Annotated in this window: 8 protein-coding genes; 1 reads left to right on the top strand and 7 read right to left on the bottom strand. The window is 60.2% G+C overall.

Translation table 11 applies throughout. From position 1 onward, the window contains the following. Positions 1 to 38: 38 nt before the first annotated feature. Positions 39 to 3428, bottom strand: a complete 3390-nt coding sequence (locus ACQK2L_RS08055; RefSeq protein WP_425396428.1) for a TAT-variant-translocated molybdopterin oxidoreductase — start codon at positions 3426 to 3428, stop codon at positions 39 to 41. A gap of 72 nt (positions 3429 to 3500) precedes the next feature. Further along, positions 3501 to 4205, bottom strand: coding sequence for a cytochrome c3 family protein (locus tag ACQK2L_RS08050; protein WP_425396427.1), 705 nt, complete (start codon positions 4203 to 4205; stop codon positions 3501 to 3503). Between the two features lie 435 nt (positions 4206 to 4640). Here ACQK2L_RS08050 and ACQK2L_RS08045 point away from each other — a divergent pair, with 435 nt between their 5' ends. Further along, entirely contained in the window at positions 4641 to 7145 is a 2505-nt protein-coding gene (locus ACQK2L_RS08045; RefSeq protein ID WP_425396426.1) for a glycoside hydrolase family 127 protein, read from the top strand. Positions 7146 to 7196: 51 nt separating this feature from the next. On the opposite strand, the gene ACQK2L_RS08040 is transcribed toward ACQK2L_RS08045, so the two are convergent. The 5 genes from ACQK2L_RS08040 to ACQK2L_RS08020 form a co-directional block, all read right to left on the bottom strand. Continuing rightward, positions 7197 to 8660, bottom strand: a complete 1464-nt coding sequence (locus tag ACQK2L_RS08040; protein ID WP_425396425.1) for a DUF1501 domain-containing protein — start codon at positions 8658 to 8660, stop codon at positions 7197 to 7199. After that, the gene (locus ACQK2L_RS08035) at positions 8647 to 11040 is read right to left on the bottom strand and encodes a PSD1 and planctomycete cytochrome C domain-containing protein (RefSeq protein ID WP_425396424.1); all 2394 of its coding nucleotides are present in this window, start codon (positions 11038 to 11040) and stop codon (positions 8647 to 8649) included. The genes ACQK2L_RS08040 and ACQK2L_RS08035 overlap by 14 nt, the downstream gene beginning before the upstream one ends. A 78-nt stretch (positions 11041 to 11118) precedes the next feature. Further along, the gene (locus tag ACQK2L_RS08030; RefSeq protein ID WP_425396423.1) at positions 11119 to 12384 is read right to left on the bottom strand and encodes a twin-arginine translocation signal domain-containing protein; all 1266 of its coding nucleotides are present in this window, start codon (positions 12382 to 12384) and stop codon (positions 11119 to 11121) included. Positions 12385 to 12426: 42 nt separating this feature from the next. Continuing rightward, a complete protein-coding gene (locus ACQK2L_RS08025; RefSeq protein ID WP_425396422.1) occupies positions 12427 to 12876 on the bottom strand; it encodes a carboxypeptidase-like regulatory domain-containing protein in 450 nt (149 codons plus the stop codon). 30 nt (positions 12877 to 12906) lie between these two features. Next, positions 12907 to 13941, bottom strand: coding sequence for a DUF1559 domain-containing protein (locus ACQK2L_RS08020; RefSeq protein ID WP_425396421.1), 1035 nt, complete (start codon positions 13939 to 13941; stop codon positions 12907 to 12909).

Genomic DNA, 13941 nt, shown 5'->3' with positions numbered 1-13941 from the left:
CTTGGTGTTGGTTATCTGTTCGTGCGGTTAATTTGTGCTTACCCAATAATGGGCAATACCCACGGGTCGCGGCGGGCGGTCTCGGTGCCATCGTTGTCGTGCGTGTGGCCGTCGCCTTCGTTGTGCTCGTGCGTGTCGTGATCATCGCCTGGGTGATGATCGTCGCCTTCGGCGTGCTCTCCATGCTCGCCGTGATGCACCTCGGGCAACACCACCGGCTCGGCCAGCAGCGGGTGCGGGTTGGTGATCTTGGCCAGGTACTTATTGCGCGGCCGCACGTCGAGCTCCGCCAGCATGCCGTAGGCGCGGGGGTTCTGGTGGTTCAGGCTCACGCGACTCTTCGGGTCGCGAAGGTCGCCAAACTCAATCGCCCGCGTCGCACACGCCTGCTGGCAAGCGGTCTGGACGTCGCCATCGGCGATTGGCTCGCCGGTGATGCGAACATCGGTGCGGGCCTTGGCGATTCGCTGCGTGCAGAAGGTGCACTTCTCCATCACGCCACGGCTGCGAACGGTTACTTGCGGGTTGTTGGCCAACTGGATCAGCTGGTTCTCCGGCTTCTCCATGTAACCGGTCATGTGGAAGTAGTTGAACCGCCGCACTTTGTACGGGCAGTTGTTCGCGCAGTACCGCGTGCCCACGCAGCGGTTGTAGACCATGTCGTTGAGGCCCTCGTCCGAATGCGTGGTCGCTGCTACCGGGCAAACCTCCTCGCACGGGGCGCTCTCGCACTGCTGGCACGTGACCATCTGCGTGGCCACACTGGGACTCTCGGGATCTTCGTTGTTGAAATCCTGAGGCATACCGTGGAAGTAGCGATCGATGCGAATCCAGTGCATCTCGCGTCCCACAGCCACTTGCTCCTTGCCCACCACCGGCACGTTGTTCTCGCTCTGGCACGCGAGCAAACAAGCGTTGCAGCCGATGCACTTGTTGAGGTCGATCGACATGCCCCACGCGTGCGGCGACTTTACGGGATCGATCGGCTCGATGATCTCGCCTTCGTTTGCCGGGCGGCCCCAGGTGCGGTCGGGGAACAGCGGATCGGTCTGGATCTCGTGGACCACATGCTCGGCGAAGTCGGGCATTTCCTCGTAGCCCTTGACCGACGTCTCGCGGACCAGATCGCCAATGCGGCCGGCGGTCAACTCCAGGCCCACCGTGTCGATGGCAAAGTGATCCTGCGTGGTGGCCAGCTCGTACGTCTTGCCGGTGGGTTTGGCCTTCTCGCGGGGCAGACTCACGAAGTTCATCGCGTCCGATTTGCGAGCTGGGTAGACATCGGTGCCAACGACGATGCTCTCCGCTTCGCCCATCGGACTCCACCAGCGGCGGAATCGTGCGATACTCAAACCACCGACTGAACCAGCGCCAGTGCGCCCGTAGCCCAGCTGGATGCCAATCGAACCGTTGGCCTGGCCCGGCAACATGTACACTGGCAGTTCGAGTGTTTCCTCGCCGATCGTGAGCGAGATCACATCGCCCTGCTTGACTTTCAGAATCTGAGCCGTGTTCGGGCTGAGGATCGCCACGTTGTCCCAAGTGACCTTGGTGATGAAATCGGGCGTTTCTTGTAGCCAACCGTTATTGGCAAAGCGGCCGTCGTACACGCTGGTCGAACCGGTGAAGACCACTTCCAACTGCTCGGCATCGCTCTTAGCCGGCTTGATGTCGAGCCCGTCGACCACCTTGGGATTGGCCACGGTGAGCACGCTGCTATCGACAAATCCGTCGTGCAGCAACTTGTTCCAGGCGTCGTCCGAGAGCTCCGAGGCAGCAATCGACGACATCGCCTCGCGCACCAGCACCTGCGGCTGACCAGTAGCAATGCCGGCCAGCTTGCCGATCATCTGCAGCGGCGAGAGCGATTCGTAAATCGGCTCGATCAACGGCTGCGCCACGCTCGGCAGGCCTTCGAAGCTGACCGAGTCGCCCCAGGTCTCGAAGGGGTGACACATCGGCACGTGCCACTGGCACTTCTCCGAAGTCTCGTCTTCGTAGTAGCCCAACCGAATGGTCTCGGTGACCTTCTTGTCGATCTTGTCGGCCAGGCCGAGGTCGGCCGGCGCGTCGTACGCGGGGTTGCCGCCGATAATCACCAGCGTCTCGACCTCGCCAGCGTCGATCGCCGCGGAAAGGTCGCTGATGGTGCCGCGCTCGACCGTTTGCTCGGGCTCGTCGGTGAACACGACCGTCTTGCCAAGGTTGCCCAGCATCGAGTTCAACTCATAGGCCAAGGCGTGCACTTCGGCTGGCTGGCGGGGGCCAACAACCACGACGCTCTCGCCCTGGTTGGCCGCCAGGTCGTCGGCCAGCGCCCAGAGCACCTGCTCGGCGGTGACCGGCGGGCGGTTCTCGGCTTCTTCTCGGAGCGCCACTTTGGGGTGTTCTGCCTCTTCGACCTTCTCGCGGTACTCCTTCCGCTTGGCGAACACCTCGAGATCTTCGGGCGGGTTGCCATCCAGTCGCTGGCGAACCATGTCGCGCACCTGGGCGAGCGCCGCACCGATGTCGCTGCTCTTGATCGCCGCGCGATGATCGGCCGCCGCGCCGACCACGCTGAACTGGCTCTCCACCGCATAAGTACGGCCCATGGTGGGATGCGCCGGGTCGTCGCCCAACTCGCGGGTGGCGGCCCAATCGCGGGCGTAGCGAGTCGAGTTGGGGTGGCCGCAGAGGATGTCGGAGTCGATCGCCGCAATCACCTTGGCGTCGGCCAGCTTGTAATGCGTTCGCACCTTCGAGCCTAACGCCTGCTCGGCGCCAGCCATTTCGGTGGTGCGGTTGAGCGGAGCGTACTCGTACAGCTTGGCCTTCGGCAAAGCATCGGCCAACTTCTTCACCGTGGCGGCCAACGATAGCGAACTCGATGGCTCCATCAACACGGCCAGGCCGGCGCCTTCGACGGAGCGGGCTTTGGTCAGTTGCTTTTCGAGGTAGGCTTCGAAGTCTTCCCAGTTCTTGGCCAGTTCATCAGAAGCCAATCGCTGGCGGACCGTGCTGGAACGGTCGGGATCGTACAGCGACAGCGTAGTGGCCTGCGAGAATCCATCCGTCGCGCCGAGGCTTCCGGGGTGCTCGGGATTGCCTTCGACCTTGATCGGCCGGCCATCGTAGCACGTGACCAGCAAGTGTCGCGGCGCGCCAGCCAATTCGATCGTGGTGGCGTACTTCTGCGTGTTGCCGGGGATGTACTCTTCGGGGCGTTCGGCCAACGGCGCGATCTTCTGAGTCTGCCAACGGCAGCCCGCCACACTGGCCAGCGCGAACGACGCGCCCATCAATTGCAACCACCGACGCCGCGAGACGCCGGCCGGGAACTCGGAGGCCGCCACCGGGAACTCGCGATGCATGAACTCCTGGAACTCCTCAGAGTTCTCCAGCTGCTCCAAGCTGCGCCAGTATTTGGGAATCTTCGTTTCGGTCATAGTCGTTAAGGTCTGTCTTCTTCCACTTCGTGGCGAGCGTCCGCTTGCCACTTGGCGTAAAAACCTCTGCGTTTAGCGGTGACACGTGGAGCAGTTCGTGCTGGCGTGGATCTCGCCGTAGTATTTCTGCATCTCCTCGGCGTGCTTTTTCATGCTCTCGGGGTCGCTAGGATCCGGCTGATCGGTCCACGCCAGGTTGGTGATCTCGTTAGGCGGCCGGAGTCGCGGCACGGGGTCGCGATGGCAGTCGAGGCAAAACGCCATCGATAGCGTCTTGTCCTGCCACACCCGCTCCATGCGATCGACACGGCCGTGGCACTCGACGCAACTCACACCACGGTTCACGTGCGCCGCGTGATTGAAGTAGACGTAGTCGGCCAGGTCATGAATCTTCTGCCAATCGACCGGCTTGCCGGTGCGAGCGCTTTCGCGAATCGGTAGCAGCTTGAGGCTCGTCGCGTGGACCGCGGTGTACTCCGTGGTGCCATTGGGACCTGCTCCGCTGTGGCAGTTGATACAGGTGGCCGTCGGCGGCACGGCCGCGAAGCTCGACTTCTCGACTGTCGTATGACAATAGCGGCAGTCCATCTTCAACTCGCCAGCGTGGAGCTGATGACTAAACGGCACCGGCTGCTCGGGCGAATAGCCGACGTTGAGCGTCGAGGGCAACGTACCGTAGGTGTAGGCCACCGCCAAATAAGTCGCGCCAGCTCCGGCGCCCAGGCCCAGCAGCACAACGAGGCGGTTAACCCAACTAGGAAAATAGAATCGATCCACAGACCTGCTTCCAGCGCAGAGAAATTCCCGGACTAACCCCGCCAGCGGGCCGCAGAAGTGCTCCACTCTGCTGCTGTGACGTGGCGCAACATGAAAAACTGCACACAGTTAACCCGATCCAGCCTGTTTGGCCAAGCGGGGGCTGTGCGAAAAAGCTCGGTAATAGCCCACTAACATAACTACCTTCATCGGATTGTGACGGCGCGGTAAATCGTCACACCCACATGGGGGGTTCGCTGTTATAATGGCCACCCGCACGTCGGCGGGGTCGCTCTCGCCATTCTGCTGCAGCTCTCCGCACAAGTAATCCCGCAGAATCAGGCGTTTTTTGTCGAATTTCGCCCTGCTCGCTGGATAGCTGGTAGTACAGCTAACCTATTTCAACATCTGATTCATCACCTCACGACTTTCATGGCGGACTCCAATCCCAATCCGATGGCTAGATGTTTAGCGGCCATCGTCCTCGCGCTACTTTGCTCCACGTCTGCGCGCGGCGAGACAGATCGCGTCCCCGCTGAGCAAGCGATTCGCATGGTGCCGTTTCATCAGGTCGACATGATGGATCAGATCTGGGCGCCGCGGACGCGCCAATTGGTCAGTCGCACGTTGCCACACGCTTTCAAGAATACCGAGGGCGCGCTGGAAAGCCTGCGGCTCTGCGCAAACTATCTGGAACACGGCGGCCAGGGACCTGCTCCGCCTCCCCATCGATTCCGCACCTCCGACCTGTACAAGGTGATGGAAGGCGCCGCGCTGATGATCCAGGCGGAGCCCAATCCCGGCGTCGAGGCGATGATGGACCGCATCATCGACATTATCTCGCGGGCGCAGCAGGACGATGGCTATTTGTACGTGGCGCACATTACCAAGTCGATCAACGAGCGCGAGATGGGCCACCGCCCTTACAGCTACGTGATCCACAGCCACGAGCTGTACAACATGGGCCACCTGTACGAGGCGTCCGTGGCCTACGCCCAAGCCACGGGCAAGACCACGCTGCTGGACGTCGCTGAGAAGAACGCCCAGCACGTCGAGCGCGTGTTCTTCGAGGGCGACCCCAACTACAACGACGGCAAGCCGGTAAACCAAGCGCCGGGCCATGAAGAAATCGAGCTCGGGCTGGTCAAGCTATACCTTTACACCGGCAAGCACCAGTACCTGGAGATGGCCAAGCGGTTCCTCGACATCCGCGGCGAGACGTTCGTGCCCGATGGCGAGGGGACCAACTCGCCGCAGTACGCCCAGCAGCACATGCCGGTTGCCCAGCAGACCGAAGCGGTGGGCCACGCGGTTCGAGCCTGCTATCTGTACGCAGCCATGGCCGAAGTCGACAGCCTGATGGGCACCGACGACTACGGCCCGGCGCTCGACAGCATCTGGCACAGCATCGTCGACACCAAGATGCACCTGTCCGGCGGACTGGGCGCGGTGCCGCACATCGAAGGCTTCGGGCCCGAGTACGAACTGCCTAACAAGGAAACCTATCTCGAAACCTGCGCGGCAGTGGGCAACGTGCTGTTCAACCTGCGAATGTTCCTCAAGCATGGCGACGCGCAATACGTCGATGTGGCCGAGGTCGCCCTGTACAACAACTGCCTGGCCGGCATCGGCGTCGACGGCACAAGCTTCTTCTACCCGAATCCTCTGGAGGCCGAAGCGGGTCACGCGCCGCGCTCCGGATGGTTCGGCACCGCTTGCTGTCCATCGAACCTCGCACGGCTCATTCCACAAGTCGCGGGCTACACCTACGCCACCGACAACCACCACCGCGTCTACTGCCTGTTGTACGGCAGCAACCAGGGCGAACTGGCACTTGGCGAACGCAAGATTCGCCTCACCCAGCAGACGGGCTATCCCTACGATGGCAATATCGAATTGAAGATAACGCCCGAAGAACCGACGGAGTTCGAGTTGGCTCTGCGTATTCCCACTTGGGCCGGCGAGAAGTTCGTGCCGGGCGAGTTGTACCACTACCAAACTTCGTCGGGCGCTTGGCAGCTTGAAGTGAACGGCCAACCGGTCGAGGCCGAGATGGATCGCGGATTCGCGGTCGTCAAACGCACTTGGAGTCCAGGCGACAAGGTTCAATTGACGCTACCGATGCCGGTACACGCCAATCGCTGCATCCCGGATGTCAAAGCCAACCGCGACCGCATCGCGATTACGCGGGGCCCGCTCGTCTACTCGGCTGAAGAGATCGACAACGGCGGCGCGGTGCAGCGATTGTTCTTCGACGAAGCGCCAACGCCCGCGCAGCTCCGCAAGGCGAAGGTGGGAACCATCAATCAGATGCCGCTGACCGGGCTGACGGAGATCGCCTTGCCGGTCAAAGAGAAGCGTAGCGACGGAGTGCAAGACGCAACGCTCACGCTCATCCCCTACTTCGCCTGGTCAAATCGTGATCGCGGGTCGATGATCACTTGGATTCCGACCACCAAGGACCTCGCCGAGATCGACGCCACCGCGCCTGAGAACCTGAAGTTCGCCGGCGCCACGGCTTCGCACACGTTCGACATGGATACGGTCGAAGCGGTGCGGATGAAGCACACCCCCAAGTCGTCGGCCGACGAGTCGATTCGCCGCTGGACTAGTTGGCCGCAAAAAGGCGAAACGCAATGGGTGGAGATCGACCTGGGCGACGAACGAACCATCGGCAGCCTGGGCGTGTACTTTTATGACGATGGCGGCGGCGTCCAACTCCCCGGCGACTGGTATCTCGCGGTTCCGCAAGGCAGTCGCTGGCAACGTGTCGCGATCTACAACACCGACGAGTACAGCTCGCTTGCAGACACCTATAACACGGTCCACCCAGCGAAGCCCCTGGTGACCCGCCGCGTGCGAATCTTCATGACCCCCCACCGCCGCGACACTAGCGTGGGCATTTTGTCGGTGAACATCGAAACGCAAGAGTCTCAGCGAGCCGCCACTACCAGGCAATAAGTTGGTCGTGCGTCAGTGCCCAAGGTGATTTCAGACCCACCTCGGACAACTCTAGGTCAGCAGTTGCGTCAGCACCTGGGGTTCTTCAACTCCAGTGAGTCGCACGTCGAGTCCCTGGGACCGAACGCTGAATCGCTGATAGTCGATCCCCAACATGTGAAGCATCGTGGCGTGCAGATCGCGGATGTGGACTGGGTTCTCCGTCGCGTTGTAGCCGAAGTCGTCGGTTTGGCCATAGTTGACTCCTCCCCGAATGCCGCCTCCCGCGAGCCACATCGAAAATCCTTTGATGTGGTGGTCGCGACCGATCTTTGAAAGGTCGGTTCCTTGGGACATCGGCGTGCGACCAAACTCGCCGCCCCAGATAACCAGCGTGTCGTCCAGCATGCCTCGTTCCTTGAGGTCGTTGATCAACGCGAAGGTTGGTCGATCGGTCAGTTCACAGCACTGCTTCATGTACTTGTCGAGGTGATCATGGTGGTCCCAGCCTCGGTGGTACAACTGAATGAACCTGACTCCTCTTTCAGCAAGCCGGCGAGCCATGATGCAGTTGGAGGCAAAGGAACCATCGCCCGGTGTCGCTTGATAGTTATCGAAGACGTGCTGCGGTTCATCCGAAACGTCCATCAACTCCGGCACCGCGGTTTGCATGCGAAACGCCATCTCGTAGGCGGCCACTCGGGTGGCGATCTCTGGATCGCCCACTTCGCTCAATAGGCGCTGGTCGAAATCGGCGACAGTCTCCACCAGTCGTCGCTGCACGCGGTCGCTCACGCCGGGCGGGTTCTGGACGTAGTGCACGGGAGTGCCCGCCGAGTTGAATTGCACTCCTTGGTAGCGACTAGGCAAGATGCCGCTCGACCATTGACGCGAAGCAATGGGTTGCGGGTTACGTCCGCCCTGACTGGTGAGCACCACAAAAGCCGGCAGATCCTGCGTTTCGCTCCCCAAGCCGTAGGTGATCCACGATCCCATGCTCGGTCGGTTCGGAGTAATCGTTCCGGTGTTAAGAAACGTGTTGGCGGGATCGTGGTTGATTTGCTCGGTGACCATGGAGTTGACGATGCAAATGTCGTCGGCCATCTTGCGGTGCCAAGGCAACAAATCGCTAATCAACTGCCCACTTTGACCACACGGCGCGAACTTCGCCCGCGGCGCCAGGATTCGCAACTCCTTCGACTGCAGTTGTGCGATGGGCTGACCCGCAGTGAGCGATGCAGGCATCGACTCACGGTCGCGGCGCACCAGTTCTGGCTTGTAGTCAAAGGTCTCCAATTGTGATGGGCCGCCGGCCATACACAGAAAGATGACTCGTTTGATGCGCGGGCGGTGATGCGGCAAGTTGGCGAGCGAGTCGGTCGTAGAGCGAGTCGTGCTCGCGCCACGAGCTTCGCCCGACAAAAGCGAACCCAAAGCTCCCATCCCAAGACTAACGCCCGACTGCCTTAGAAACGATCGGCGACTGGCTAAGTTTGCCTCGGCGCGGCGAACATCACTTTGATCAGTTGCGTGCATTCGTTTCACTCAAGTTCAGCAAGACTCGACAAAGTGCCGTCCAGGCGGCGAGTTCCGTTCGATCCAGCGATCCTTCAACAGGGGCAATCCCAACCGCTAGCAGCTGTTCGGCCTCGTCGCGATGGTCGGAGTAGTTTTGGCGGTACTCATCCAGGCAACTGAGCAATGTGGCTTGCTCGCCGTCGTCCGGACTGCGCGACGTCGCCAACTCGAAAGCGGCATCCACACGTTCCGAATCACTCGCGAGCGGCATCAATAGAGTACGAGTCGCGAGCCCGCGTGCCGCTTCGACAAACGTCGGATCGTTCATCAGGGTCAGTGAGGCGAGCGGTGTATTCGATCGAGGACGTTGCGCCGTGCACTGCTCGCGGTTGGGAGCGTCGAACGCGGACAACATCGGATGGAGGAACTGCCGTTGCCAGTGCATGTAAACACCCCGCCGCCACTGACGATTATCTAAATGGGGGTGGTACTTCCGCTTGGGGAAGTTCAAATGCCGGTAATGGCCTTCGGGCTGATAAGGCTTGATGCTTGCACCGCCAAGATCGTGGACGATCAGTCCGGAGATTGTGAGGGCGTTGTCGCGTATCATCTCTGCGGGCAGGCGGAACCGCGCCTGACGCGCCAACCATCGATTGTAAGGATCTGTTTGCAACGCCTGCTCGTCGATCGCCGAAGCTTGGCGGTAGGTGCGGCTGAGAACGATCGTTTTCATCATGTGCTTGATGTCCCAGCCGCTCTCGACGAACTCAATGGCAAGTGCGTCGAGTAGCTCAGGATGGGATGGCGATTCGCCTTGGGCGCCGAAATCTTCGAGATTCGCCGCGAGACCTTTGCCGAAAGCCAGGGCCCAGAAGCGATTGACCATCACCCGCGCTGTCAGTGCTCCCGCACCCTGCTCAGCATCGCAGAGCCACTTTGCCAGATCGAGTCGCGTTGCCCGACCTTCCACTGCTATCTCGCCGAACGCTGCGGGCACCTGCGGTTCGACAACCTCGCCCGACTCATCCATCCAATTGCCCCGCGGAAGGACGCGTGTGACACGAGGCTCGATATGTTTCGTGATCATCATCCGCCGAGCCGACTTCTTGATCTCGTCGATCTCGGCCTTGATCTCCTCGAGTCGCTGTTCGGGCGTTTCTACGCTAACGGTGGTCACTTGATTCGTCGCAGCCTGACGGAGTTGCTCCGCTTCGGCCTCCAAGCGATCGATGGCTGCCTGCTCCTCCTGGCTAAGCACGGTGATCTCCGGGCGGCGCAGGGTGAACTCGCGGTTGACGATGTATCTCAGGTGGTGCGTGTCGTCGATATCGGCGAAGAACGCGGCCAGCGCGTAGAACTCTTTGGTCGCGAGGGGGTCGTACTTGTGATCGTGACATTGGCAGCAACCCATGGTCGACGCCATCCACACCGACGAGAGATTGCGCACGCGGTCCGCGGCGTAAACAGCCGTGTACTCCTTGACCTGCACTCCTCCTTCGTGATTCGTCTGCAAGATGCGGTTGTAGCCCGACGCGATCAGATTCTGCTGGTCGTCGCCGGGCAGGAAGTCGCCCGCCAGTTGCGCCACCGTGAAATCGTCGAACCGCATGTTGTCGTTCAGCGCGTTAATCACCCAATCGCGATAGGGGCTCGCATGGTGGTTTTGGTCTCCGTGATAGCCCACCGTGTCCGCATAGCGAACCAAGTCGAGCCAGAACACGGCCATCCGCTCTCCAAACCGCGGCGACTCCAGCAGTCGGTCAACAAGCGACTCGTAGGCATCGGGCGAATCGTCATTCACAAACGCCTGCACTTCGGCGGGAGTAGGCGGCAGACCGGTCAGATCGAAGCTCACGCGGCGGATGAGTGTCACTCGATCAGCGTCCCTCGAGGGTGACAACCCTTTCGCCTGCATGGCGTCGTAAACGTACGCGTCGATCCAATGTTCTTTCCACTGGTCATCTTGTGGCATCGATCGGCCAGCATCTTTGGGCTCCACGTACGCCCAAGCGTCAGAGTACTCACCGCCCGCAGCCACCCACTTCCGCAGGATCGCAATCTCGTCGGCTGTCAGTTGCTTTCCACTGTCGACCGGCGGCATCCGCTCCCATTGTTCGGTGGATTCGATGCGCTGGATCAGTCCACTTTCCTCAGGCTTTCCCGCGACAATGGCCGGCGCGTCTGACTCGATCGACTTTGCATGCTTCTCTAGATCAAGGCGCAAATCGGCCTCGCGCGACTCGGCGTCAGGGCCGTGACAATGGAAACAGTTGGTCGAGAGGATTGGGCGGACGTCGCGATTGAAGTCGATGCCGCTCTCGGCGCGGACACTACCACACATTGCCATCATGGCTATTGCGGACATCGTGACGAAGCGGTGCAACGGTTGGCGGCGCATAGCAATCGCAGTTGGGGGAAGCTGCATGGCAAACAAGCTGGGAAGGCGGCGGTCGCGCCGGCGTGCATGGCTGGATCGTCAGCCAACGATTTCGCCAACGTCGATCAAGTAGAGCTGTCGGCCCATCTCGTGTGGCGAATCGATGCACACGGTTCGACCATCGCGACTGGCCCGGGGGTGGGTGTCGCATCGCCACTCGCCCTTGTATTCAGAAGGGCTGAGGAAGTGGCCGAGTGGTACTTTGCGGTTGGTGGGGATGTGATACAGATACGGATGCTGAAGGCGACTGGAGTCGGGATAGGTATCGTTCAGCACCCACTCGTTATCCGACATCGGCAGGTAGGTGTTGTGCCCGTTGTGGGTCATTACTTCCCGCCCAACAGGATGCACTTCGTTGGTGTGGTCTTTGTAGAGGTAAAATTTATGACCACTGGAAGGATGCCACGCCCATGCCATCACATGTTCGGGGTCGCGCCAAATGAAGTGCGACGTTTGACCATACGGATCAAGCACGTAGGGATCGGTGCCATCGGGATTGATGGTGAACGCCCGGGTCGCCCATCCGCGGCCAATCGTCCATCGCTGCAAGAACCAGATGCGAGTACCATCGGTGTTGAACAGCAGATGGTTGAACCAATGTAGCGAATCGTCGGTGAACCCAAGCCGCTCCGAACCTTCAAAGGGAACCTCGACTGCCTGAGCCAGGCTCATGATCAGCTTGCGCTCACCGGTGTCCAGGTCGACGATCCATAGGCCGGTATCTTCGGGAGCGCCGACCGCCTTGTTCTTGTCTGGCAAGCCGGCGTAGCCGTAACCGGGACGTCGGTCGTTCAGGCGCGCGAAGTCCGTTGTGACCGCGTACTTGCCATCGGGGCTGACATTGTAGATGGGGTAAGGTAGCGTTCGCTTCTCATTGGTCTCGACATTCAGAATGTGCGACACGAATCGGTCGCCTTCACGGTCGTTCCAGATCACTTCGTGCGGGCGGTTCGGCACCCATTGCAACATGCACCCTTGTTGCCACCCCCACGCATTTGTTTCGCCGAGTTCAATCCACTTGTCGCCATTATCGGTATCGACCATACCGACCTTGATCGCATCATCGCCCGTGGGCGAGCGATGCTCGAAGTCGACTTGATTGCTTAATACGAAGCGATTGTCTTCGCTAAACTGCCACTTGTCGTAGTAGCCGAACCAATGGTGTTTTGGGCCCGTGGTAATGCGCCTGACCGGAGGGAGGTCAGATGGGACTTCGTTGCCCAATAGAGGGCTCGCCCCTATCGCCAGCGACGAAACGCCGGCCGCGGAGTATCGCAGGAAGTCGCGACGACTGGAGTGGTACATGGTCTGCGGTATCCTTACTTGGCGATTCAATGGGCGCTAATTTTATTGGTCGGCAAGGTTGACGCTGAACTCGCTATCGCCCTCAACAATCGTATGCCGCAGTGGACTGGTCTGACCACTACTGAACTTGGCAGGAAATTTCTTGGGTGCGGTGAATCGATTTTGGCGCACCGTCTCCGACCCGTCGAAGTCGCCAATCTCTTGGCTCACGTGAGTATTCGGAGGAATCACTGTTACCACGTACTCGCCCGTTCTAAGTTCCTCGATCTTGTAGGAACCGTCCGCGCTGAGGGGAACCGCGGCCACGCTTCCGATGTCGCCGTTCTCGAACATGACTTGGGCTTCGCCGATGGATTCGTCGTTGAAGTTGATCCGACCATGCACAGAACCAGTGGGTGCACCGCTCTGGTTGCAACCAACAGCTGCTGCTGTAACAGCCACGATAGCGACCATGGCGGCTACGCGGGAGAGTACTCCGGATCGCTCGGGCATGGCGGATGACCAGTAACAGAACATAGGGCCCTACTCGTTAATGACCAAGCCGTCGAAACGGCAACCCAAGCGTCGAAGCGTGTCTATGGTCGTATCCTCATTGAGGAAACGGACACTGCCATCCGCGATGAGTACATTTACGCCGCCCGGATGGTCCGAGTTGATGCTCTTGTTGAACTCACCAAAGTGGGATTTGCCAGCTTGTCGAACGCTTAGCCAGTCGGTGTTATTGATGGGGTACCGCAAGGTTGTCATGTTGTACAGGAACACGTCGGTCCCCCGCACGTCGTCCAGCGGCACGGGATCCACCCCATGGCCGGACATTTGCCCATCGCAGGAGCTGGCGAACACGCCACCTGTGGCGCTGCTACGAATGTCTCGTTGCTTCTCTGGATTGTTCTGCTCAAAACCCCAAGCCGACTGTTCTCCCATGGCCATGGTGTTGGACAGTCCGTCGGTAATTCGCTTGGGCTTCATCATGCTATCGGCGTAGAACAACCCGTTGCGCGACAGCAGCCCTCGCTGCACCGGAACCACCGCCCGGAATTCGGCACTGTTCGGGTTGTTATCGGTGGCGCCCGATATGGCTACGTACATCGGCAAGACGTGCCCTTCGTACAATGGGTTCAAGTTGTCTTCGTCCAAGATAATGCGTTTTGGCAAACTACTTGAAGGGCACCAGAGGTAGTTGGGCGACCACGCTTGCAGCAAGGCGGCATTCTGCGTGCCAGGAGTGCCATAGCCGGCCCAGCGATTACCGGTCTTTACAAGCTGGTCGAATAGCACTTCGTCTTCGACATAGGGGATCACGGAATCGAAAAACCCCCTGATCTCACACTTATGGCCACCGGTGGGAAACGTCTCGTGCGCTGTCAGGTGGTTGTGCAACGCGAGCCCCAGTTGTTTGAGGTTGTTCACACACTGGGTCCGGCGAGCGGCTTCTCGGGCGGCTTGCACTGCCGGTAAAAGCAGGGCTACCAAAATTCCGATGATGGCAATAACCACCAGCAACTCAACGAGGGTAAACCCAGGCGTGGGGCGTAGTGGGCGTTGGCGTAGCATCAT

It is taken from the genome of Aeoliella sp. (assembly GCF_965227375.1).
Classification (GTDB): Bacteria; Planctomycetota; Planctomycetia; order Pirellulales; family Lacipirellulaceae; genus Aeoliella.
This window is presented reverse-complemented; position numbering and strand designations above follow the sequence as displayed.